The sequence below is a fragment of the Novosphingobium percolationis genome, assembly GCF_020179425.1.
GTDB lineage: Bacteria > Pseudomonadota > Alphaproteobacteria > Sphingomonadales > Sphingomonadaceae > Novosphingobium > Novosphingobium percolationis.
The window spans coordinates 368,730-391,079 of sequence record NZ_JAILYM010000004.1 but is presented as its reverse complement, the minus strand read 5'-3'; the positions used below and the strand labels follow the sequence as shown (position 1 = coordinate 391,079).

General features: G+C 67.3%; 18 protein-coding genes and 2 tRNA genes. 12 read left to right on the top strand and 8 right to left on the bottom strand.

Annotated elements, in window-relative coordinates; genetic code table 11:
• Positions 1-57 precede the first annotated feature (57 nt).
• The 4 genes from K3A84_RS13225 (at position 58) to metH (ending at position 5,729) form a co-directional block, all read left to right on the top strand.
• Positions 58-1,038 carry an ArsR/SmtB family transcription factor gene (locus K3A84_RS13225; RefSeq protein ID WP_225009811.1) on the top strand — a complete coding sequence of 327 codons (981 nt, stop codon included), beginning with the start codon at positions 58-60 and terminating at the stop codon, positions 1,036-1,038.
• Positions 1,035-1,940 carry a methylenetetrahydrofolate reductase [NAD(P)H] gene (gene metF / locus K3A84_RS13220; protein WP_225009810.1) on the top strand — a complete coding sequence of 302 codons (906 nt, stop codon included), beginning with the start codon at positions 1,035-1,037 and terminating at the stop codon, positions 1,938-1,940. Before K3A84_RS13225 ends, metF begins: the two co-directional genes overlap by 4 nt.
• On the top strand, positions 1,940-2,998 hold the full coding sequence (locus K3A84_RS13215) for a homocysteine S-methyltransferase family protein (RefSeq protein WP_225009809.1): 1,059 nt from the start codon (positions 1,940-1,942) through the stop codon (positions 2,996-2,998). Before metF ends, K3A84_RS13215 begins: the two co-directional genes overlap by 1 nt.
• A 112-nt stretch (positions 2,999-3,110) precedes the next feature.
• On the top strand, positions 3,111-5,729 hold the full coding sequence (gene metH, locus K3A84_RS13210; protein ID WP_225009808.1) for a methionine synthase: 2,619 nt from the start codon (positions 3,111-3,113) through the stop codon (positions 5,727-5,729).
• On the opposite strand, the gene K3A84_RS13205 is transcribed toward metH, so the two are convergent.
• The 3 genes from K3A84_RS13205 to K3A84_RS13195 form a co-directional block, all read right to left on the bottom strand.
• Positions 5,716-8,130 (bottom strand): FAD-dependent oxidoreductase, encoded by a 2,415-nt coding sequence (locus K3A84_RS13205; protein WP_225009807.1) that lies wholly within the window; start codon positions 8,128-8,130, stop codon positions 5,716-5,718. The two genes, metH and K3A84_RS13205, sit on opposite strands and share 14 nt — an antisense overlap.
• Positions 8,131-8,178: 48 nt before the next feature.
• Positions 8,179-9,555 carry a class II fumarate hydratase gene (gene fumC, locus K3A84_RS13200; RefSeq protein WP_225009806.1) on the bottom strand — a complete coding sequence of 459 codons (1,377 nt, stop codon included), beginning with the start codon at positions 9,553-9,555 and terminating at the stop codon, positions 8,179-8,181.
• A 64-nt stretch (positions 9,556-9,619) separates the two neighbouring features.
• Positions 9,620-9,871 (bottom strand): hypothetical protein, encoded by a 252-nt coding sequence (locus tag K3A84_RS13195; RefSeq protein WP_225009805.1) that lies wholly within the window; start codon positions 9,869-9,871, stop codon positions 9,620-9,622.
• 229 nt (positions 9,872-10,100) lie between these two features.
• Here K3A84_RS13195 and K3A84_RS13190 point away from each other — a divergent pair, with 229 nt between their 5' ends.
• The 4 genes from K3A84_RS13190 to recQ all read left to right on the top strand — a co-directional run bounded on the left by K3A84_RS13190 (position 10,101) and on the right by recQ (position 14,367).
• Positions 10,101-11,294: a cation:proton antiporter gene (locus K3A84_RS13190; protein ID WP_225009804.1), complete on the top strand. Its 1,194-nt coding sequence runs from the start codon at positions 10,101-10,103 to the stop codon at positions 11,292-11,294.
• Between the two features lie 18 nt (positions 11,295-11,312).
• Entirely contained in the window at positions 11,313-11,876 is a 564-nt protein-coding gene (locus tag K3A84_RS13185; protein WP_225009803.1) for a hypothetical protein, read from the top strand.
• 65 nt (positions 11,877-11,941) lie between these two features.
• Entirely contained in the window at positions 11,942-12,421 is a 480-nt protein-coding gene (locus K3A84_RS13180) for a nuclear transport factor 2 family protein (protein WP_225009802.1), read from the top strand.
• Positions 12,422-12,462: 41 nt separating this feature from the next.
• Positions 12,463-14,367 carry a DNA helicase RecQ gene (gene recQ, locus K3A84_RS13175; RefSeq protein WP_225009801.1) on the top strand — a complete coding sequence of 635 codons (1,905 nt, stop codon included), beginning with the start codon at positions 12,463-12,465 and terminating at the stop codon, positions 14,365-14,367.
• Positions 14,368-14,421: 54 nt separating this feature from the next.
• Here the strand turns inward: recQ and K3A84_RS13170 are convergent, their stop codons facing one another.
• Positions 14,422-14,622, bottom strand: coding sequence for a YdcH family protein (locus tag K3A84_RS13170; protein ID WP_225009800.1), 201 nt, complete (start codon positions 14,620-14,622; stop codon positions 14,422-14,424).
• Positions 14,623-14,914: 292 nt separating this feature from the next.
• Between K3A84_RS13170 and K3A84_RS13165 the strand changes: the two genes are divergently transcribed.
• Positions 14,915-15,823 carry an SPFH domain-containing protein gene (locus K3A84_RS13165; protein WP_225009799.1) on the top strand — a complete coding sequence of 303 codons (909 nt, stop codon included), beginning with the start codon at positions 14,915-14,917 and terminating at the stop codon, positions 15,821-15,823.
• A gap of 18 nt (positions 15,824-15,841) precedes the next feature.
• Here the strand turns inward: K3A84_RS13165 and K3A84_RS13160 are convergent, their stop codons facing one another.
• Positions 15,842-16,462 (bottom strand): LON peptidase substrate-binding domain-containing protein, encoded by a 621-nt coding sequence (locus K3A84_RS13160; RefSeq protein WP_225009875.1) that lies wholly within the window; start codon positions 16,460-16,462, stop codon positions 15,842-15,844.
• A gap of 5 nt (positions 16,463-16,467) precedes the next feature.
• On the bottom strand, positions 16,468-17,376 hold the full coding sequence (locus K3A84_RS13155) for a tetratricopeptide repeat protein (RefSeq protein WP_225009798.1): 909 nt from the start codon (positions 17,374-17,376) through the stop codon (positions 16,468-16,470).
• A gap of 232 nt (positions 17,377-17,608) precedes the next feature.
• On the opposite strand from K3A84_RS13155, the gene K3A84_RS13150 reads away from it, so the two are divergent.
• Positions 17,609-17,683: transfer RNA gene (locus K3A84_RS13150), tRNA-Gly, on the top strand.
• Between the two features lie 194 nt (positions 17,684-17,877).
• Here K3A84_RS13150 and K3A84_RS13145 read toward each other — a convergent pair.
• Together K3A84_RS13145 and K3A84_RS13140 are read right to left on the bottom strand one after the other, a co-directional pair.
• On the bottom strand, positions 17,878-20,580 hold the full coding sequence (locus K3A84_RS13145; protein ID WP_225009797.1) for a beta strand repeat-containing protein: 2,703 nt from the start codon (positions 20,578-20,580) through the stop codon (positions 17,878-17,880).
• A gap of 559 nt (positions 20,581-21,139) precedes the next feature.
• Positions 21,140-21,216: transfer RNA gene (locus tag K3A84_RS13140), tRNA-Arg, on the bottom strand.
• 258 nt (positions 21,217-21,474) lie between these two features.
• Between K3A84_RS13140 and K3A84_RS13135 the strand changes: the two genes are divergently transcribed.
• Both K3A84_RS13135 and K3A84_RS13130 read left to right on the top strand, forming a co-directional pair.
• A complete protein-coding gene (locus K3A84_RS13135) occupies positions 21,475-21,792 on the top strand; it encodes a hypothetical protein (protein WP_225009796.1) in 318 nt (105 codons plus the stop codon).
• A gap of 39 nt (positions 21,793-21,831) precedes the next feature.
• Entirely contained in the window at positions 21,832-22,350 is a 519-nt protein-coding gene (locus K3A84_RS13130; protein ID WP_225009795.1) for an MmcB family DNA repair protein, read from the top strand.

Below are 22,350 nucleotides of genomic sequence, written 5' to 3'. Positions count from 1 at the left end.
GCCACATAAATCCGCAGTCCGTTGACCCATATAAAGAATGCTTTATATGCCCGTCGCGTGACCTTGCTGGATTCCCTTCGCGCCCTTGCCGATCCGACCCGCCTGCGGATCATGCGGCTGCTCGCCAGCATGGAACTGGCGGTGGGGGAACTGGCGCAAGTGCTTGGGCAAAGCCAGCCCCGGGTGTCGCGCCACGTCAAGATCCTGTGTGATGCAGGCCTTGCCGAGCGTCGTCGCGAAGGTGGCTGGGTGTTCCTGCGCAGCGGCGTGGCCGAAGGCGCGCCGGGACTCAAGACCGCGCTGGCCGCGTTGCTGGCGGCGGGCGAGGCGAACGATCCCGCCTTCGCGATCGACTGCGAGGCTGACCGTCGCCATCTCGACGCGATCCGGCAGAGCCGACAGGCGCACGCCGAAGACTATTTTGCTGCCCATGCGGAAGAATGGGACAGCTTGCGCAGCCTGCACATTGCCGATGGTCCGGTAGAATCGGCACTGGCCGCAATGCTGGGCGATGAAAGCCTCGGCCAGTTGCTCGACATCGGCACGGGCACGGGCCGCATGGCCGAACTGTTCGCAGCCCGCGCCACCCGCGTAGTTGGGCTGGACAAGAGCCCGGAAATGCTGCGGCTTGCCCGCGCGCGGTTGCAGGACTTGCCCGCCGGGCGGTTCGAACTGGTGCGGGGCGATTTCACCGACCTGCCGTTCGATGGGGCGGGCTTCGACACGGTGCTGTTGCACCAGGTGCTGCACTATGCGCAGGCGCCCGAACTGGTGCTGGCCGAAGCCGCCCGCGTCACTCACGAAGGAGGGCGGCTGGCGGTGGTGGATTTCGCCGCGCATGCCCGGGAAGACTTGCGCGAGCGCCACGCCCATGCGCGCCTCGGCTTTTCCGATGCGCAGATGACCAAGCTTTTCACCGACGCCGGCTATGCCTTGCAAGCCGAGCGCGCGCTCGCCGGGCACGAACTGATCGTCAAGATCTGGATCGGCGTGCGCCGCGCGGAACAGGGAGCGACCTCGCTCCGGAGGACAGGATGACCAAAGACCAAGTGCTCGACCAACCGCTGTTTGCAGGGCTTCCCGGCGACATCGCGGTGTCCTTCGAATTCTTTCCGCCCAAGACCGAGGCCATGGCCGAGCAGCTGTGGGAGACGGTGGTGACACTGGCCCCGCTGGCGCCCAAGTTCGTTTCGGTGACCTATGGCGCGGGCGGCACCACGCGCGAACGCACCCATGCCACGGTGTCACGCATCGTGCAGGAAACTGCCCTCGTTCCCGCCGCGCACCTGACCTGCGTCGCGGCGAGCAAGGCCGAGATCGACGAGATCGCTGACCAGTACTGGGAGGCGGGCGTGCGCCACATCGTCGCGCTGCGCGGCGATCCGCCGCCGTCGGACGGCGGGCGCTTCGTGCCGCACCCAGAAGGCTATCGCAACGCCGCCGAACTGGTCGCGGGACTGAAGAAACGCCACGATTTCGAGATTTCGGTCGCCGCCTATCCCGAGGCGCATCCGGAATCGGCCAGCCTCGAAGCCGATCTCGACAACCTGAAGCGCAAGCTCGATGCCGGGGCTACCCGCGCGATCAGCCAGTTTTTCTTTTCGACCGACGCCTGGTTCCGCTTCATGGACAAGGCGCTGGCGGCCGGGATCACCGCGCCGATCCTGCCGGGGATCATGCCAGTGACCAACTTTGCCGCGATCCGCCGGATGAGTGCCAACACCGAAATCCCTGCGTGGATGGAGGCGATGTTCGAGGGCCTCGACGAACGACCCGGCCCGCGTGGGCTCGTTTCGGCGGTGATGGCCGCCGACCTGTGCCGCCGCCTTTACGCGGGCGGGGTCCGCGATTTCCATTTCTATACGCTCAACCGTGCCGACTTGTCCTATGCGACGTGTCACCTGCTCGGCCTGCGCCCCGTACCCGGAAAGACCGCCTGATGCTGACATCCTCTCCCGCCCGCGCCGCATTTCTTGAAGCGGCCAGCCAGCGCATCCTGATTACCGATGGTGCGTTCGGCACAGAGATCCAGAACTGGAAGCTGTCGGAAGAAGACTATGCCGGCAGGCTGGGGCTGGCGAAGGACCAGAAGGGCAACAACGACATCCTCGCGCTGACCAAGCCCGAAGTGCCCGAGGCGATCCATCGCGCCTATTTCGAAGCGGGCGCGGACATTGCCGAGACCAACACCTTCAGTGCCAACCGCATCAGCCAGGCCGATTACGCCGCCGAACATCTGGTGCGCGAGATCAACCTCGAAAGCGCCAAGCTGGCGCGCCGTCTGGCCGATGAATATCAGGCCAGGGACGGCCGTCCGCGCTTCGTGGCGGGTGCGATCGGGCCGACCAACAAGACGCTGTCCTTGTCGCCCGACGTCAACGATCCGGGCTTCCGCGAGATCGACTGGGACACGCTGGTCGATGTCTACAAGGAGCAGGCCGCCGCGCTGGTCGAAGGCGGGGCCGACTTCATCCTGATCGAGACGGTGTTCGATACGTTGAACGCCAAGGCCGGGATCATGGCGGTCAAGCTGCTGGAACAGGATCTGGGCCGCGAAGTGCCGATCATGCTGTCGATGACGCTGACCGACCTGTCGGGCCGCAACCTGTCGGGCCACACGGTCGAGGCGTTCTGGTACGCGGTGCGGCACGCGAAGCCGGTGACGATCGGCCTCAACTGCTCGTTCGGCGCGACGCAGCTGCGCCCGCACGTGCGCGCGCTGTCGGACATCGCCGATACGCTGATCATGGTCTATCCCAACGCCGGGCTTCCCAACGAACTGGGCGAGTACGACGAGATGCCCGACACCACGGCAGGTCTGGTCAAGGAATGGGCCGACCATGGGCAGGTCAATGTGCTGGGCGGCTGCTGCGGATCGACGCCAGCGCACATCGCGGCGATGGCCCGGGCGGTGACCGGCTTGAAGGCGCGCCAGCTGCCGAAGCCCGAGCCGGTGACGCGCCTTGCGGGCCTTGAACCGTTCGTGATGGCGCGATGAAACAGTCCCCCTCCCGTAAGCGGGAGGGGTTAGGGTGGGCGCGATCCAGCACCTGCCTTTGATAAAAGCCCACCCCCGTCCCCTCCCGCCAGCGGGAGGGGTGGAGTTTGAAATGAACGCCACGACTTCCTCCGCCCGCTTCGTCAACATCGGCGAACGCACCAACGTCACCGGCTCTGCCGCGTTCAAGAAACTGATCCTCGCGGGCGACTACGCCAAGGCGGTCGAAGTCGCGCGCCAGCAGGTCGAGAACGGCGCGCAGGTGATCGACGTCAACATGGACGAAGGCCTGCTCGACGCGGTCGAGGCGATGACCACCTACCTCAAGCTGCTCGCCGCCGAGCCCGACATCGCGCGCGTGCCGGTGATGATCGACAGTTCCAAGTGGGAGGTGATCGAGGCGGGCCTGAAGTGCGTGTCCGGCAAACCGATCGTCAACTCGATCAGCATGAAGGAAGGCGAGGAGCCGTTCCTGGCCCATGCGCGCAAGTGCATGGCCTATGGCGCGGCGGTAGTGGTCATGGCCTTCGACGAGAAGGGCCAGGCCGACACGAAGGCGCGTAAGGTCGAAATCTGCTCGCGCGCGTACAAGCTGCTGACGGGCATCGGTTTTCCGCCCGAGGACATCATCTTCGATCCCAACGTCTTTGCCGTGGCGACGGGCATCGAGGAGCACAACAACTACGCGGTCGACTTCATCGAGGCGGTGAAGGAAATCCGCGTGGCGTGCCCGCATGTTCACTTCTCGGGCGGGTTGTCGAACCTGTCGTTCTCGTTCCGGGGCAACGAGACGGTGCGCCGGGCGATGCATTCGGTGTTCCTCTACCACGCCATTCCGGCGGGGCTGGACATGGCGATCGTCAATGCGGGCCAGCTCGACATCTACGACCAGATCGACCCGACTTTGCGCGAAGCATGCGAGGACGTGATCCTCAACCGCGATGAAGGTGCGACCGAACGCCTGATCACGCTGGCCGAAAGCTTCAAGGGCAAGGATGCCGTCGCGGAAAAGGCGGCCGAGGAATGGCGTGGCTGGGATGTCGTCCGCCGGTTGGAGCATGCGCTGGTCAAGGGCATCGACGCCTATGTGGTCGATGATACCGAAGAAGCGCGCAGCCTGATCGCCGCGCGCGGCGGTCGCCCTATCGAAGTGATCGAAGGCCCGCTGATGGAGGGCATGAACACGGTCGGCGACCTGTTCGGTTCGGGCAAGATGTTCCTGCCGCAAGTGGTCAAGTCGGCGCGCGTGATGAAAAAGGCGGTGGCGCACCTGATCCCGTTCATCGAGGCGGAAAAGCAGCCCGGCGCCAAGGCCAAGGGCCGGATCATCATGGCGACGGTCAAGGGCGACGTGCACGATATCGGCAAGAACATCGTCGGCGTCGTGCTGCAGTGCAACGGCTATGAAGTACTCGACCTTGGCGTGATGGTGCCGTGGTCGACGATCATCGACACGGCGATCAAGGAAGACGTCGACATCATCGGCCTGTCGGGCCTGATCACCCCGTCGCTCGACGAGATGGTGACCGTGGCCGAGGAAATGAACCGCGCAGGGCTTTCGATCCCGCTGCTGATCGGCGGCGCGACCACCAGCAAGGTCCACACCGCGCTGCGCATCGATCCGGCCTATGATGGCCCGGTGATCCACGTGCTCGACGCCAGCCGCGCGGTGGGCGTCGCCAGCCAGCTGCTGTCGGACACCCAGCGCGATCCCTTCGTCAAGGCGACTGCGGACGAATACCACCACGTCCGTGTGGCGCGGGCGGGCAAGGGCGGCTCGAAGCTGCTGAGCCTCGCCGATGCGCGCGACAACGCCTATGCGCCCGACTTTTCGGAAAAGGCCCCGCCGCCCGAACAGCCCGGCCTCCACGTGTTCGAGGACTGGGATCTGGCCGATCTGGTCGATTGCTTCGACTGGACGCCGTTCTTCCGCGCGTGGGAACTGGCGGGGACGTACCCGGCCATTCTCGATGACGCAGTGGTGGGCGAAAGCGCGCGCAGTCTTTACGCCGATGCCCGCGCGATGCTGGAGAAGATCGTCGCTGAAAAGTGGCTGACGGCCAAGGGCGTCGCGGGTTTCTGGCCGTGCGCGCGCCATGGTGACGATGTGGTGCTCCATCCGCAAGACGATGAACGCATGGTGCGCCTGCCGTTCCTGCGCCAGCAGTTCGCCAAGAGCCGGGGCCGCGCCAACTTCTGCCTGGCCGATTTCATCGACCCGGCAGGCGACTGGCTGGGCGGCTTTGCCGTGGGTATCCATGGCATCGAGCCGCATCTGGCGCGCTTCAAGGCGGAAAACGACGACTATCAGGACATCCTGCTGAAAGCGCTGGCCGACCGCTTCGCCGAAGCCTTCGCCGAACGCTTGCACCAGCACGTGCGTACCACGCTGTGGGCCTATGCGCCGGGCGAGCAATTGACCAACGAGGCGCTGATCCGCGAACAGTATCGCGGCATCCGTCCAGCGCCGGGTTACCCCGCGTGCCCCGACCACAGCCTCAAGCCGATCCTGTTCGATCTGCTGGGGGCGCAGGACAATGCCGGGATCACGCTGACCGAAAGTCAGGCGATGCTGCCGACCTCGGCGGTGTCGGGCTTCTACTTCGCGCACCCGGAAAGCCAGTATTTCGGCGTCGCCACCATCGGGCGCGACCAGCTGGAAGACTACGCAACGCGGCGCGGGGTGGATCTGGCCACGGCGGAACGCTGGCTGCGGCCTAACCTCGACTGAAGCAGGCGGCGATCGTGGGCAGCAGCGCCTGTCGGTCGATCGCCACCAGCGCATCGAGCAGGGCGGTCAGCCGCTCCGGATGAGTCGAGGAGAACACCAGCCGGGCCGTCGGCGCGCGCGCGGCCGCGAGCGCGAGGCCTGCGGCAATCCGCGCGGTCTGCGGATCGGGTGCCGGGATCAGCTGGGCGGCTTCCTCCAGCGCGGCGGCGAAGGCGCGGTCATGCCTGGCCAACCAGCGCACTGTCGGCGTGATCGAGTGGAACACTACCTCCGCCGGGACTTCCATCGCACCCGTCAGGATATCGGGATGGATCGCGCACTCGATCGCCCAGCCGGTGGGATAGCGCCTCTGGATGGCGGCATCCCACGCGGGGGTGATGGCGATTCCGGGCCTTGCGCCGGTGCGCGTGGCAAGGTCGGTCAGCACGGCTGCCTGTTCTAGCCCGCATTCGGCGGGGCCGCATTCGTGGAGCAGCAGCCGGTCGATCCGGCCCAGGCGCGATAGCGCGATGGCGTGGCTCTTGCGCAGGGCGTCGGGGGTGAAATCGCCCCAGCCGAACGCGTCGACCGGCTCCATCGGCGCGAAATCATCGCGCGGGGCCGGGGCAGGCCAGCGCAAGGACCGCTTCAGCGCACGCGGGACGCTCCGCCAACGCCCCAGCGGATCGCGGCGGGAGCCGAGCTTGGCGAAGACGTCGACATGGGCGAAGGCGGGATCGCGCAGCACCTGGCCCACGACCGTTTCGGCAAGGCCCAGGCCATAGCTTGGCCCCACGTCCACCGCGCCCACGCCCGCGTCGAGCGCCTGCCGCAGCACGCGCGCCGAACGGGCTGCCAGCGCGCCGCCATCGAGCCGCGCGGCCCCGTAGACCAGGCGCGGCATCAGCGGCGCTGCCGGTGCGATGCGGTCTGCCACGCGCAGGCCGAGCGCGATGGCCGAGAGCGTGACGTTGGCGAACCCGCCGCTGGGGAACGTGGCCGCGCCCGCGACCGAAAGATTGGCGCAACCGAACACGCGGCCCGCGGGGTCCGTCACGCCATCGTCTGCGCTGGCGGCCATGCGCGCGCCGCCGCACTGGTGGGCGTTGTCCCACATCGCTTCGAACAGCGTCGGATCGCGGGCTTCGAGCAGGGGTTCGAGCGCCACGTCGCCCAGCCTGCGGTCGCGCAGCAACGCCTTGAGCGCATCGGCGGCACGGGCAAGGCCCGCGATCTCGGCCCGGCCGCCTATGGTCCAATGAACACCCGCGCGGCCTTGCGCGTCGAGCACCATGCGGCTGTCGGGATGAGGCCGCTGCTCGATCTCGGCCATCAGCAGCAGCGGGCCCTTGCCCAGCCCCACGAGCCCGCGCCGCGCGACATAGCGCCAGGCGATCGGCAGCAGCACGCGCAGCAGGCCGAAACTTTCGCGCAAGGCGGCCAGCACGCCGGCCCGCCGCCCGCTGACGCGCCGCCACAGGCCCGCCGCTTCCTGCTTCACTTCCCACAGCGAGAGCGCGGCTTCGAACGACAGCGCGACGCTCGCCTCGCCGGGGGCGAGCGCGGCATCGTCGAGCCGGACCTTGGCGGTGTGGCGACGGCCCTCGAGCGTGAAGCCTTCGAACAACGCGGCAACGCCTGCGCGGTCGTGGTTCTCCAGCCGCCCGGCGACGCCATGCAGGTGGTCGATGAACCAGCGCCCGACGTGGGCGTTGGCGGCGAAGGGGCAATGCGGCGCTGTTTGCGCGCGCATCAGAAGCCGTGCGATGTCGAGCGTGCCGCAGGCGAGGACGACCTCGCGCGCGCGGAACAGTTGCGTCCTGTCGCCCAGCCGCGCCTCGACGCCTTCGATCCGGCCATCGGCAGCGAAGGCGAGACCGGCCACTTCGGCGCCGGTGACGATCTGGACCAGCGGGCTGGCGATGGCCCGCGCGAACAGGCGGGTGAAGTCGGGCTGGGGCAGCAGCGCCCCGGTTTCGCCGCGCAGGCCATGGCCCAGCAGCGGCTCGCCCCGGCCCGAGCGGCGCCAGACGCCGTCGCTGTCGGCCTCGCGCGGGGAAACGCCGAGCAGCTCGAGCGCCTGCGCCACGGCAGTGCGGTAATCTTCGTACGCCAGCGGCCAGTCGGCCAGATCGCGGCGGGACAGGGGCAGGAGCTGGCCGTGCCACAGCCGCGAGGTGCCGCCGAAGGCCTTCATGCGCGCCACCGACAGGGCGCCATGCGGAAGGCCCGTGCAAGGCCCGGCGTTGCGGTCCTGCCAATCGGCAGGCGGGGTAGGCGGCCCGCCCTCGAGCACGGTTACCGGCACGCCCAGCTGCGCGAGGTGCGCGGCCATTGCCAGCCCGACCGCGCCGCTGCCGACGATCAGGAGGCCGCTGGCCAGGAGGCTTTCGGGAAAGGCATTCCACTCGTGAACCGGCATGACCGGGCGTTGATAGAAGTACCGGGGCGCAGCGGCAACCTTGGCGGTTCAGACCATGTCCTGCGGCCGGACGAGCCGGTCGAAGGTCGCAGCATCGACCAGCCCCAGCTTCAACCCGGCTTCGCGCAAGGTGAGGCCCTCGGCATGGGCGGTCTTGGCGATCTGCGCGGCGGCGTCGTAGCCGATTGCGGGGGCGAGCGCGGTGACCAGCATCAGCGAGCGTTCGACCAGATCGGCGATGCGCGCGGCGTCCGGCTCCAGCCCTTCCACGCAGCGGGTGGCGAAGCTGTCCATGCCGACCGACAGCAGATGCATCGAGCGCAGCACGGCCGCGCCGATCATAGGCTTGAACACGTTGAGTTCGAGATGGCCCTGCATTCCGCCCACAGTCACGGCCTGATGGTTGCCGATTACCTGCGCGGCAACCATCGTCAGCATCTCACACTGGGTGGGGTTGACCTTGCCCGGCATGATCGAGCTGCCCGGCTCGTTGGCGGGCAGGGCCAGTTCGCCAAGGCCCGAACGCGGGCCGGAGCCCAGCAGGCGGATGTCGTTGGCGATCTTGGTCAGCGCCACGCCCAGCGTCGCCAGCGTGGCCGAGGCCTGCACCAGTGCATCGTTGCTGGCGAGCGCCTCGAACGGGTTGGGCGCGGGCACGAAGGCATGGCCGGTCAGGCGGGCGAGTTCGCTCGTGATGTTCTGTGCAAAGCCTTCGGGCGCGTTGAGTCCTGTGCCGACCGCGGTGCCCCCCTGCGCCAGCCGCAGCAGGTGCCGTTCGGCATCTCGCAACCGTTCGCGCGCATCGGCGAGTTGCTGAGTGTAGCCCGAAAACTCCTGCCCCAAGGTCAGCGGGGTTGCATCCTGCAGGTGGGTGCGCCCGATCTTGACGATCCCCGCCCAGTCGCGCGCCTTGGCCGCAAGCGCATCGTGGAGCCTGTCGAGCGCGGGTAGCAGGTTGCGGTTGAGCGCCGCCACGGCGGCGATGTGCAGCGCGGTGGGGAAGCTGTCGTTGCTCGACTGGCCGCGGTTGACGTGGTCGTTGGGGTGGACCGGGCTCTTGCCGCCGCGCGCACCCGCGAGGCGTTCGTTGGCGATCCCGGCGATCACCTCGTTGACGTTCATGTTCGTCTGCGTGCCGCTGCCGGTCTGCCAGATGACCAGCGGAAACTGCTCGTCGAAGCGGCCCGCCGCGACATCGGCGGCGGCGGTATCGATCGCATCGGCGAGCACGGGGGCGAGGCCGTGCTCGCGGTTCACGCGCGCTGCCGCCTGCTTCACCCGCGCGAGTGCATGGATGATGCCCAGCGGCATACGCTCCATCGCGCCGAAGGGGAAGTTCTCGATGCTGCGCTGGGTCTGTGCGCCCCAGTAGGCGTCGTCGGAAACCTCGATCGAGCCGATCGAATCGCTTTCGCTGCGGGCCATGCGCCGTGCTCCTGTTGCTGGCCTGCAATGGACAGGCAGCACGGCGGTTCCGCAAGCGGTTTGGTCAGTGACCCGACGGCGCGCGCAGATGGTAGTATTCGGCGGTAGTGGCCGCGCCGTCGCTGGCGGCGAGCAGGTTGAGTGCGGCGGCAAGACCCTCGCGCGCGAACGTGTCGATGACGTCGTCGCACGATCGGTCGTGAGCCTTGGCGACGGCCTTGAGCGCGCGGGCCATTTCCTCGAACTCGATCTCGGTCAGCCGCGCGGCCTTCCATTCTTCGCGCGCGTTGAAGTTCTCGTGCAGGTGCTGGCCCATCGTCCGTCTCCCGTTCTGGTGTTTGACAAGGGCTATCATCGCCTTCGGTGCGAGGCCTTAAGGGTGACTACGGGATCGCTGCGGGCGCGCAACGCAAGGCGGCGTCAACCATGCGCCATCGCCTCCAGGGGCATTCGTATTCCGCTTGCGCAAACGTTGATTGCGCCCTTGATGCGAGCGACAGAACGGTACGCTTGCGCAGGACAGGCGACCGCGTCAGGGAGCGGCCATGGGCACGACCGAGATTTTCCTGATCGCGCTGACGATCATCCTTGCCGCACCCTATGCTGCGTGGCGCCTGCTGGGCACCGACCGCTGGGCACCGCTGGTGGTGGTGCAGATCCTGGGCGGCATCCTGCTTGGGCCCGGCGTGCTGGGGGCGGCGTATCCGGCCTACTACGCGTTCGTGTTCAACCCGCAGGTGATCGGCGCGCTGAACGGTATCGCCTGGTGGGCGGTGATGATGTTCGTGTTCGTGGCGGGGCTGGAACTCGATCTGGCAGACGCCTGGGCGCATCGCGGCGAAACACTGGTGACGGCGACCTGCGCGCTGGTGGCGCCGCTGCTGCTGGGCGCGGCGGCGGCGGCGGTCTTGCTGGCCGAACCGGGCTGGGTCGGCGCGAAGGGCAGCTATCCCCAGGCGGTGCTGGGCGTGGGCATGGCCTGCGCGGTTACGGCGCTGCCCATCCTCGTTCTGCTGATGGAGAAGCTCGGGCTGTTCCGCCAGCCGCTGGGCCAGCGGCTGCTGCGCTATGCCAGCCTCGACGACGTGGCGATCTGGGGGGTGCTGGCGCTGATCCTGCTCGACTGGACGCGGCTGGGGCGGCAGGGCTTGTTCCTCGCCGCGTTCGCCGTCGCGGCGTGGATCGTGCGCAAAGCGATCCAGCGGCTGGCGTTGGCGGATCGCTGGTACGTGGCGCTGGTCTGGCTCGTGGTAGTGAGCTTCGGTGCGGACTGGTCGGGGCTGCACTTCATGGTTGGCGCGTTCCTCGCGGGCGCGGTACTCGAAGCGCGCTGGTTCGATCTCGGCAAGCTCGATGCCATGCGCGAATTCCTGCTGCTGGCGCTGATGCCGGTGTTCTTCCTTTCGACGGGCCTGCGCACCAGCTTTGGCGTGAACGGCGCGGTGGTGTTCGCGGCGGCAGGGGTGCTGCTGGTGGCTTCCGTGGTCGGCAAGCTCATGGGCGTGCACCTTGCCGGGCGCATCCTCGGCTGGAAGCAGGGCGAGGCGGGCGTGATCGGCTGGATGCTCCAGACCAAGGCGCTGATCATGATCATCTTCGTCAACGTGCTGCTCGACAAGCAGGTGATCACAGCCCAGACCTTCACCGCGCTGCTGCTGATGGCAGTGGGATCGACCGCGCTAACCACGCCGATCGTGCGGCCCCGGCTGGCGAAACTGCTGGCGCCGACGGTTCATTAAGCACTTGGCGGCTAGGGCGTGGCCATGTCTGCGCTCGATCTCCTCACGCTTGCCATAGTCGGCTTGATGCTGGGCACCTGCTGGTGCGTGTGGCGGGCTTGTGTGCTGTTCGGCGGTTGGAGCCCGGCGGTCGCGCAAGTGACGCGCGGCGGCTACAGCGCCGACGAACGGCTCGAGGATTTCCTCAGCATGGGCCGCTCGATCGGCACGACGCGCGGCTGGAACTGGCGCGATGGCGAGGGCAAGCGCTGGATCGAGGACGAGGTTGCCTTCGAGACCGAGACGGGCCGCACCTACCATGCGGTCGTAGGACGACAGGTGACGCGGGCGTGGAAGCCGTCCAGCGTGTTCCGCATCTGGTACGACCGCGCCGATCCTGCGCGCGTGACCGCCTACGGCCCCTGGTACTGGAGCCTGATGGCGGCGATGTCGCTGGGCTTTGTCGCGGCCATATCGGTGTGGGGCATGGACTGGGCGCGGACCGGCCGCCCGCCCGCCTGGCTCGAAGCCATCGCCGACAAGGACGAGGCGCATCCGAAGCTGGTGTGGGAGCGCGTGGGCGACCTCGTCTCGCACAAGTGACAGGGCGCGTGGGGGAAGCGCTGGTTTAGGCTGGCGCGCAAAGAAACCATGGAGAGGCATACCCCGTGACCCAGATCGATCCCGTCGCCCGCCTGATTGCCATCGAGGAGATCAAGCAGCTGAAGGCGCGCTATTTCCGCCTGATGGATTCCAAGCAGTGGGAGCCGCTGCGCAGCGTCTTCGCCGACGATGCGGTGTTCGATGCGCGCGCTTCGCTGTCGATCGACGGCAACGGTGAATCCGGCCGCGCCGCGGAAAGCAACGACTGGGTCTACGAAGGCGGCGATGTGATCATCGACTTCATCCGGGGTGCGGTCGGCACGCAACGCACCGTTCACCATGGCCACTGCCACGAGATCGAGGTCCTTTCGGATACCGAGGCGCAGGGCGTGATCGCGATGGAGGACCAGATCTGGGATGAAACCGGCGCGTCGCTGACGCTGCACGGCATGGGCCACTATCACGAGACCTACCGCAAGGTGGACGGCGCCTGGCGCATCGTTACCTCGCGCATCACCCGTCTCCACGTCATTCTGGGTGATTGAGGTTTTCCCTCTGCCGATCGATCTGCCATAGGCCGCAAGGCATGGCAGACGGTTGGCCCGACGAACCCGATTACCCCTTCGAGGACGACTTCGCCGGTTACGAACCGGTGGGGCTGGAAGAGCTATACCCGGCGGATGCAACCGCGCCTGCCTTCGAACCGCGCCCCGATGTGCCCGCCGATCCGGTCGAGGCTTTGCACGCCGTCTTCGGCTTCGGCGCGTTTCGCGGTGTGCAGGACCAGGTGGTGGGGCGCGTGCTGGCGGGACAGTCCACGCTGGCGGTCATGCCGACCGGCGCGGGCAAGTCGCTGACCTACCAGCTGCCGGCGGTGATGCAGGAGGGCACGTGCGTCGTCGTCTCGCCGCTGATCGCGCTGATGCACGACCAGTTGCGCTCGGCCACGGCCAACGGCATTCGCGCGGCCACGCTGACCAGCGTCGATACAGACCGCGAAACGACGATGGCGCGCTTCCGCGCGGGCGCGCTCGATCTGCTCTACGTCGCGCCGGAACGCGCCAGCCAGCCGCATTTCCGCGAGCTGCTGAGCCGGTCGAAGGTTTCGCTCTTCGCCATCGACGAGGCGCATTGCGTTTCCGAATGGGGCCATGATTTCCGCCCCGACTATCGCCTGCTGCGTCCGCTGATGGATGCCTTCGCGGATGTGCCGCGCCTTGCGCTGACGGCGACGGCGGACCGGCACACGCGCGCGGACATCCTCGAACAGCTGGGCGTTCCCACCGACGGGTTGATCGTTGCGGGCTTCGACCGGCCCAACATCCGCTATGCCATCACGCCGCGCGATAACCCGCTGCGCCAGTTGAAGCAGGTGATGGCCGAGAACCCCGGCCCCGGCATCGTCTATGCGCCGACGCGCGCCCAAGTGGAGCGGCTGGCCGAGCAGCTGGGCGCGCAAGGGCGGCGGGTGCTGCCCTATCACGCGGGCCTGCCGCCACAGACGCGTGCCGCCAACCAGGCCGCTTTCGTGGCGAGCGAAGACATGGTGATGGTGGCGACCGTCGCCTTCGGCATGGGGATCGACAAGCCCGACGTGCGCTTCGTGGCCCACGCCGCGCTGCCCAAGTCGATCGAGGGCTATTACCAGGAAACCGGGCGTGCGGGGCGCGATGGCGATCCTTCGGTGGCGGTGTTGCTGTGGGGCGCGGACGACTTCGTGCGCGCGCGTCAGCGCCTGTCCGAACTCGACGAAAGCCGCCTGCCCGGCGAACGTGCCAGGCTTGATGCGCTGGCGGGTCTGGTGGAGACAGCGGGCTGCCGCCGCGCGGTGCTGCTGCGCCACTTCGGCGAAGATCCGCCGCCCACCTGCGGCAATTGCGACAACTGCCTTTCGCCCCCGTCTTCGACCGATGCCACCGAACTCGCGCGAAAGCTGCTCTCGGCAGTCTATCGCACTGGGCAGAGCTTCGGCTTCGGCTATCTGGAAAAGGTGCTGACCGGCGTTGCCGACGAGCGCGTGGCGGCGCGCGGGCACGACCAGCTTTCGGTGTTCGGCATCGTTTCGCCGCTGGATGCGCCGCTGCTGCGCGCGCTTTCACGGGCCTTGCAGGCGCGCGGCAGCCTGATCGCCACCGAGCACGGCGGGCTTGCGCTGGGCGGCGATGCGCGTGCCATCCTGAAGGGCGAGGCGACGGTCGACGTGATCCTGCCGCCCAAGGCAGAGCGGGGCAAGGGGCGGCGCGGCAAGAGCGATGGCGCGGCGCTCAATCCCGTGGGCGATCCGCTGTTCGATGCGCTGCGCGCGCTGCGCCGCGAACTGGCGCAACAGGCGGGCGTGCCGCCTTACGTGGTGTTCCACGATTCGGTGCTGCGCGACATGGCCGCCGCGCGCCCGACCGACCGCACCGCACTGGGTGCGATCGGCGGCGTCGGCCAGCGCAAGCTCGACGCCTATGGCGACGCGTTCCTGACGGTGATCCGCCAGCATTGAGCGGGCGTTGTCGGGACGCTTCCATCCGCTTGCCCAACGCTTGGGCGGGCTTCATCAGGCCGGCTGGTGGCGTCTCGCCGCGTGCTGTGCCAGCTGCGCCAGCCGATCCTTGATCATCAGCTTGAGCTTCTTGATCCGTGCGACCTCGAACGGATCGACCCAGCGCCGTCCCTGCGCGGCGCGTAGCGCGGCGTCGAGCTTCTGGTGGCGCTCAAGAAGGCGGAAGGCTCGCTGGCGGAGAGTGATGTTCGGCATTGCTTGCTCCTCGATCAGAACGGTTGCGTTCGATCGGGTCTGCCGAGCCATGGCGCCGGGTGCGGGGGGGAAACAGTCCGGACCTTCGGCATCGGCATACCCGATGCGGTCCGACATCACGAGGCGGCAGGTCCGGCGCCAGGGACAGGGCGCCCATCAGGACTTGCGCGCCGCGCCAGAGGGGCCCGGTACCGCAAGAATCAAGGTAGGGCACGTGCTCGCCGATGCAAGTGACGTTGTGTTGCCGCGATGGTGCGATACCAAGGCGGCATTGCTCCGAGGGGGAAGGCCGATGTCCGATTCGACGACGATGACCAGCAGCCGGGAACGTCCGGCCTGGAGCACCAGCGGCTTTCTCATGCTTGGCCTGTTTCTCGCGCTGCTCGCGCTGTTCCTGTGGCGGCTGGTCTCGTTCGCGGGCGGCACGCCCAGCGATGCCGAGGCGCTGCGCTTCGTCCTGTCGATCTTCCTCTTGCCGCTGGCGCTGATCGTCATCGCCAAGGGCTTCTACATGATCCAGCCGAACCAGGCCGCAGCCATCACGCTGTTTGCCGCCTATCGCGGCACGGATCGCAATGCAGGCCTGCGCTGGGTCTGGCCGTGGATGGGCAAGACCCGCATTTCGGTGCGCGCGAACAACGTCGTTTCGGAAAAGCTGAAGGTCAACGACTTGCGCGGCAATCCGATCGAGATCGCCACCAACGTCGTCTGGCGCGTCGCCGATACCGCGCAGGCGCTGTTCGATGTCGACGATTACCGGGCCTTCGTGCTCGTCCAGATCGAGGCGGCGGTGCGTTCGATCGGCGCGCGTTATCCTTATGACGACATCGAGCACCACGAGGTCACGCTGCGTGGCGATCATGACGTGATCAACGCCGAACTGCGGACCGAACTCAACGCCCGCCTCGCGCTGGCGGGGCTGACCGTCGACGAATGCGGCCTCACGCACCTGGCCTATGCGCCCGAGATCGCAGGCGCGATGCTGCGCCGCCAGCAGGCCGAAGCGGTGATCGCCGCGCGCCGCAAGCTGGTGGAGGGCGCGGTGAGCATGGTCGAGATGGCGCTGCAGCAGCTGTCGGAAAAGAACGTCGTCCACCTCGACGATGATCGTCGCGCGGCGATGGTCTCGAACCTGATGGTCGTGCTGTGCGGCGAGCGGGAGACCCAGCCGATCGTCAACACCGGCACGCTGAGCGGCTGAGCGGGTAGGCAGGGGCGCCTACTGCAGCGTGATCCGTCCGTCGTCCTCGCCATCGCGGCGGCGGAAGAACTGCATCAACTGGACCAGCAGTTCGCATCGCGCGGGCAGGTCCGCGGCTTCCAGCAGCGCCTGCTTGGCCGCGGTATCGAACGGCGCAATCTGCGACACGCCGTTGATCAGCGATTCGTCGTCGAGCCGCGCCACCTGCTCCCAGTCCACGGCATAGCCTTGCGCATTGGCGAAGGCGCGCGCCTCGCGCTCGAAGCTTGCCCGTTCCACCGCGCTGAGGATCTGGTCGGGCGCATCGTCGATCAGTTCGCCCTCGACCTGCCGGAATGGCGTGGTGACGTCCAGTTCGCGCAGCAGGCGAAAGCGGGACAGGCCTTCGAGCACGAGATTGAAGCGCCCGTCCTCCAACGCCTCGATCTCGTCGATCTTGCCCACGCAGCCCATGCGGAACAACGGCGCGCCTTCGACCGGCGATTGCGGCTGGATCATCGCGATGCGCCGGTCGCGTGCCAGCGCGTCGCTCACCATGGCCCGGTAACGCGGCTCGAAGATGTGCAGCGGCAACTGCAGGCCGGGAAACAGGATCACGCCCGATAACGGGAAGATCGACAGCCGTGTGGCGTCGCCCATGCCGGTCAACCGAACAGGATCGTGGACAGCCTGCGCCGCGTCGCGGCTACCCACGGATCTTCGAGCCCGATGGCCTCGAAGATCTGCAGCAGGCGGGCGCGGGCTGCGCCGTCGTTCCATGCGCGGTCGGCGGCGATCATTGCCAGAAGCTTGTCCGCCGCGCCGTCGCGATCACCGCTGGCATAGAGCGCATTGGCGAACGCCAGCTGCGCCTCCATGTCGGCCGGGCGCTCGGCCGCCGCAGCGCGCAAAGCGGCCAGTTCGCTTGCCTCGGGCGCGTCTTCGGCCAGCGCCAACGCGGACTTCGCCTGCGCCAGCGCTGGGTCTTCAGCGATCTTCGGATCGAGCGCGGCCAGCGCTTCGGCGGCTTCCTCGCGGTGGCCCGCCAGCAGCAACGCACGAATCAAGCCGGAATGCGCAGGTGCGCTGTCGGGTGCGATTTCGACGATCTGAGCGAAGATCCCTGCCGCGCGTTCGCCATCGCCATCTGCCAGAACCTCCTCGCCCATCGCCAGCAGCGGTGCGATGTCCTGCGCCGGCTCGTCGCCTGCCTGCACCGGCAACTGCGCCAGGATCTGGTCGAGGTACTGCTTCAACTGCGATTCGCCGCGAGCGTTGGTCAGATCGGCCACCGGCTGGCCCTGGAACATGGCGTAGACCGTCGGGATCGAGCGCACCTGGAACTGCGCCGCGATGAACTGGTCCTCGTCGACATTGACCTTGGCCAGCATCACGCCCTTGTCGGCGTACTCGGCGGCGACCTTTTCCAGCACCGGCGTGAGCGCCTTGCACGGGCCGCACCATTCCGCCCAGAAATCGAGGATGACGAGCTTGGTCATCGACGGCTCGACGACGGCCTTGCGGAAGCGATCGACCGCTTTCTGTTCGTCGAGACTGAGGCCAAGGCTTGCCAATGAACTTCTCCGTGCAGTGCGCGTGCGTTGTAGTCGCCTTCATGTGGGATCGCGGCGCGGTTCGGCAAGGGCCAACGCTGCCCAATACGGGCATTGCGCCTCAATCCGCGCGGCAATCCACAGGGCAAAGCAAAGGAAAGTGCATTTGGGGGGTTGCGCGATTTCCGAGACCCCGTTAGAGGCCCGCTCACCCCAGCCGGACGGGGTTTCCCAACCGGCCAGAAACGCACGAGCGGGCGTAGCTCAGGGGTAGAGCACAACCTTGCCAAGGTTGGGGTCGAGGGTTCGAATCCCTTCGCCCGCTCCAGTTTCCTACCTCCAGATCACGAAGTAGCGGCGTAAGCGCCGGGCGCGGGCGTGCGCGTGCGCCTTGCCGGAGGTGCCGCGTCTTTTGCTGCAGGTGCAACGCCTTGCGCGCTTCGTCCTGCAGCACGCGGGAGAGGTGATGGAGCCGTCGGTTTCCCGACTGCCCCATCTGGGCAACTCTCGATGGCGGCAGGTTCAGATCACGATGAAGTCGGCGGCTGTCAGCGTCGGATGGCTGGCCTCGCCGAAGGTGGCGATCAGCACCGGCAGGTAGCGGTTGGCGCTGCCGTCGGCATCGTACCAGAGCTTGCCCGTGGCGCTGTCGTAGAGGATGCGGTCGCTGGCGTCGTGAGCATAGAAGGCGCCGTTGGCGGCCCAGAGCTGCTCGGCGGTCAAGGCTCCGGTCGCGCCAAGGCCCTTGAACTGCGCCAGCGTGAGCTGGATCTTGTCGCCCTGGGCAGCCGAAAAGTCGACGACCACGTCCGAACCGCTGCTGATGCGTGCGGTGTCGAAGCGGAAAGTGTCGGCGTCCGCGCCGCCGATAAGGCGGTCGTTGCCGATTCCGCCGATGAGCAGGTCTTCGCCTGCGCCACCGTCGAGCGTATCGGCGCCGGTGCCGCCGATCAGCGTGTCAGCTCCGCGCATGCCGAACAGCACGTCGTCGCCCTTGCCGCCGTCGAGGCGGTTGACCGCGTCGTTGCCGGTGATCGTGTTGGCCCCGGTGCTGCCGGTGCCATCGATGGCATCGGTGCCGGTGAGCGTCAGGACTTCGACATTGGAGCCGAGTTTGAACGTCGCGCTGGCAAGCACGGTGTCGGTGCCGCTGCGGGTCGATTCGCGGACCACGTCGGCACTGTTGTCGACGATGTAGGTGTCATCGCCCGCGCCGCCCGCCATGCGGTCGATGCCCGCGCCGCCGTCGATCAGGTCGGTGAACTTGCTGCCGGTCAGCTGGTTGGCGCCGGCATTGCCGATCATCGTCAGGCCGATGGCTGAGCGGCTGGCGCTGACGTTGATGGCCGCGAGGCCCGAGCTGTCGGCAACCGCGCCCGTGCCGGTGCCGATCACGATCCGCTCGATCCCGGTCTCGCGCGTGCCCAGCGAGACGGTGCCGCTGGTGGTTGCGGTGACGCGCAGTTCGTCGATGCCGTCGGTGCCCGAATCGTGGATTTCGTTGCCGATGTGGTCGCGGGTCGCCGCAACGATGTAGATGTCCGAGCCGCCCGCTCCGTCGAGATCGTCGCTGCTGGCCCCGCCATCGATGACGTTGGCGGCGGCATTGCCGCGAATGACGTTCGACAGGGCGTTGCCGTTCGCGTTGATCGCGTCGGTGCCCGTCAGCGTCAGGTTCTCGACGTCGCTCGAGAGCGTGTACGAAACGCTGGCGAGAACGAGGTCGCGGCCTTCGTTGAGCGCTTCCACCGTGGTGTCGCCCGCGTTGTCGACGACATAGGTGTCATCGCCCTTGTGGCCTGTCAGCACGTCCGCACCCGCGCCGCCATCCAGAACGTTGTTGGCGTCGTTGCCTTCGATGGCGTTGTCGGATGTATTGCCCGCGCCATCGATCGCGAAGGTGCCGGTCAGGACGAGCGTTTCGACGTTGGTCGCCAGCGTCCAGCTGATGCTGCTGCGAACGGTGTCGTTGCCTTCACCCGCCAGCTCGATCGTCTGGTCGCCGATGTTGTCGACGAAATAGGTGTCGTTGCCCGCGCCGCCGGTCAGCATATTGGCGGCGGCATTGCCGGTCAGCACGTTATCCAGCGCGTTGCCCGTGCCGTTGATGGCGTCCGCGCCGCTTAACGTCAGGTTTTCGATGTTGTCGCCGAGCGTGATCGAAAAGCCGGCCACGATCGTGTCCGTGCCTTCGCCAGCGGCTTCGATCACCGTATCGCCGCTACCGGCGAGCACGTAGGTGTCGTCGCCCAGCCCACCTTCCAGCTTATCGCCGCCGCCCTTGCCATCGAACGTGTCGTTGCCGCCAAGGCCCACCAGCACGTTGGCGGCGGCGTTCCCGGTGAGCGCGTTGTCGAGGGCATTGCCGGTACCGTCGAGCGTGTCGATGCCGGTCAGCGTCAGGTTCTCGACGTTGTCGACCAGGGTCCACGAAATCGATGCCCGCACCGTGTCGGTGCCTTCGTTCAGGTTCTCGATGACCTTGTCACCGGCGCTCTCGACGATCAGCGTGTCATTGCCGAGACCGCCGATCAACGTATCTGCGCCAATCCCGCCGTCGAGCGTGTCGTTGCCGTCGAAGCCGTTGAGCGTGTTCTCGGCATCGTTGCCGATCAGTACGTTACCCTGGTTGTTGCCGACGCCGTCGATCGCGTCGCTGCCGGTCAGGACAAGGTTCTCGAGATTGTCCGACAGTACCCACGACAGGCTCGATCGCACGGTGTCTCGGCCTTCGGTGGCACTCTCAACGATCGCGTCGCCGGCGCTGTCGACGACGAACGTGTCGTTGCCCGTTCCCCCGATCAGCGTGTCGTTGCCCAGGCCGCCGTCCAGCCAGTCGTTGCCAGCGCCGCCCGAAAGGATGTTGTTGGCCCCGTTGCCCGTCAGGGTGTTGTCGAGCGCATTGCCGGTGCCATTGATCGCCCCCGCGCCGGTCAGCACCAGGTTCTCGATGTTCGCGCCGAGCGTCCACGACAGGCCCGCCCGGACGGTGTCGGCGCCTTCGTCGGCGAGTTCGGTGATGCTGTCGCCGCTGGCATCGACGACATAAGTGTCATCGCCCTTGCCGCCGATCAGCGTATCGTTGCCCGTGCCACCATCGAGCAGGTCGTCGCCTTCGAACCCGCGCAAGGTATCGGCGCCGCCGAGGCCGTAGACCGCGTCGGCATCGATGGTGCCGTCGAGCGTGTTGGGCGTGTCGTCCCCGGTGATGGTGTTGATCGGCATGGCGGAGGTCCCCTGGCAAGCCGGCGCCACGCACCGGGCGAGAATCGCCTTGCCGCAGGCGCATGACCCTTTTGCGAACGAACGATGTAATTTTCGTGCAAGTGGTGAAAGTGTGGCCGGATTTTTCCCGTTCGGAACAACCCCGCCTTGAACGGATCGTCACCGTCCGCCATCGCGCCGCCCGGCGGCGGGGCGGTGGCGCTGGCGCGGAGGGCTCGGCTATGCCGACACAGCCGCCGCCGATCGCTCCTCACCTCAATCCACGCGGGATCATCCCGCAGAGTTGTCTTTGAACTCAGGGAACCATCCGGCCCGACGCAAGCCGGTGGCGCGAGGTTCTCGCGCTTCTATCCGGTGGGAGCGACTGCCGGACCCGCGAATCGGGCGCCGGGCGGCACGTGTTCGCTCGTTCCCAGCGCTCCCGGCATCGGGGAGAGGCGTCGCCCATAGAGCACACGCCAGCTATGCTCGATGGTGCCTGCCGGCCCGCCAATTCCGTGCTGCTGGTGACCCGGCATGTCGGGAGTGTTTATCAGACGCTGCAAGCGCCTGAAAAGGCTGGCGCACCCGACAGGATTCGAACCTGTGGCCTTTGCCTTCGGAGGGCAACGCTCTATCCAGCTGAGCTACGGGTGCGCAGAATTTGCGCCTCTAGCAGCGCGCGGCGCTTCCGGCCAGCCCTATTCGCCGCTTGTCCACGGTCGAATCCTTATACGCGCTCTCGCTTAGCGATTTGGAAGGGACCTCTCTGCTAACGATTGCTGCATGGCGAGCGCATTCATCCAGACAGGACATTCCGCCGCGTCCGGCCCGGTCCCCGGTCCGGCGCCCGTCTTGGCCATGCCCGCTGCGGGACGACCTGACTTCGGAGTCGGCGTTGGCTCGGTCCTGTCGATGAAATGGTCGGCGTTGCACGATGCCGCGGCAGTGGTCTGCGAACTGGCGGGTCAGCAGGTCGAGCCTCGCCGCGCCGACGTCCGCAATTTTCCCGCGATCATGCGCGATCTTGGCGGTTGGCGATACGAAGAGGCGCGGCAGGGCGTGGATGATCTGGCCGCGATGATGGAGCCGGGGCTCGCGGCCTTGCTGGCGGTTCACGCGCGCGGCGGCTCGACCGTGCCTGCGGCGCAAGCACTCTGGCAGGAATTTCTCGTGGCGCGCGCGGCGCTGCTTGACCTTGCGCCGGTGCAGGGGCTGAAGCGTCTGGCCTGAACGCTTTACGCGTTCCTGATATGTTCGTACGATCGGGTGATGGCCGAATCGTACCCTTTTCCTGATGCCGATCCCGCAGTGCTCGGGGCCGATCCTGCGCGGATCGAGGCCCGCGCGGTGGCGCGCGGGATATCTCGCCTGTTTGCGCGCAACGATATCTGGTGCCTGCCGGAAATGCCGCTGCGCTCCGGGCGGCGCGCCGACCTCATGGGCATCGATCCGAAAGGTCGGATTGTGCTGGTCGAGATCAAGGTAAGCCGGGCCGATCTGCTGGGCGATGCCAAGTGGACCGACTACCTTGACCATTGCGACCGCTTCTACTGGGGCCTTGCGCCGCATCTCGATCGTGCCTGCCTTGAAACGGAGGCCTTCCGCCCCAACGCCTGCGGGGTGATCGTGGCCGATGGCTATGACGCGGAAATCCTGCGCCCTGCGCCCTCGCTGCCGCTGGCGGGGGCGCGCCGCAAGGTGGAGGTCGAGCGGCTGGCGCGCGCCTCTTTGCGCCGCCAACTCGTCGGGCTCGATCCCCATTGCGCCGCCTGGGGCGAAGGGTTCTAG

Bases quoted from the DNA above. Each gene is read 5' to 3' on its own strand.
- K3A84_RS13215 (WP_225009809.1), top strand. From the start codon at position 1,940: ATGCTGACATCCTCTCCCGCCCGCGCCGCATTTCTTGAAGCGGCCAGC.
- recQ (WP_225009801.1), top strand. From the start codon at position 12,463: ATGGCAGACGGTTGGCCCGACGAACCCGATTACCCCTTCGAGGACGAC.
- K3A84_RS13195 (WP_225009805.1), bottom strand. From the start codon at position 9,871: ATGGGCCAGCACCTGCACGAGAACTTCAACGCGCGCGAAGAATGGAAG.
- K3A84_RS13130 (WP_225009795.1), top strand. From the start codon at position 21,832: ATGGCCGAATCGTACCCTTTTCCTGATGCCGATCCCGCAGTGCTCGGG.
- K3A84_RS13170 (WP_225009800.1), bottom strand. From the start codon at position 14,622: ATGCCGAACATCACTCTCCGCCAGCGAGCCTTCCGCCTTCTTGAGCGC.
- fumC (WP_225009806.1), bottom strand. From the start codon at position 9,555: ATGGCCCGCAGCGAAAGCGATTCGATCGGCTCGATCGAGGTTTCCGAC.
- K3A84_RS13145 (WP_225009797.1), bottom strand. From the start codon at position 20,580: ATGCCGATCAACACCATCACCGGGGACGACACGCCCAACACGCTCGAC.
- K3A84_RS13190 (WP_225009804.1), top strand. From the start codon at position 10,101: ATGGGCACGACCGAGATTTTCCTGATCGCGCTGACGATCATCCTTGCC.
- metH (WP_225009808.1), top strand. From the start codon at position 3,111: ATGAACGCCACGACTTCCTCCGCCCGCTTCGTCAACATCGGCGAACGC.
- K3A84_RS13165 (WP_225009799.1), top strand. From the start codon at position 14,915: ATGTCCGATTCGACGACGATGACCAGCAGCCGGGAACGTCCGGCCTGG.
- K3A84_RS13160 (WP_225009875.1), bottom strand. From the start codon at position 16,462: ATGGGCGACGCCACACGGCTGTCGATCTTCCCGTTATCGGGCGTGATC.
- K3A84_RS13205 (WP_225009807.1), bottom strand. From the start codon at position 8,130: ATGCCGGTTCACGAGTGGAATGCCTTTCCCGAAAGCCTCCTGGCCAGC.
- metF (WP_225009810.1), top strand. From the start codon at position 1,035: ATGACCAAAGACCAAGTGCTCGACCAACCGCTGTTTGCAGGGCTTCCC.
- K3A84_RS13135 (WP_225009796.1), top strand. From the start codon at position 21,475: ATGAAATGGTCGGCGTTGCACGATGCCGCGGCAGTGGTCTGCGAACTG.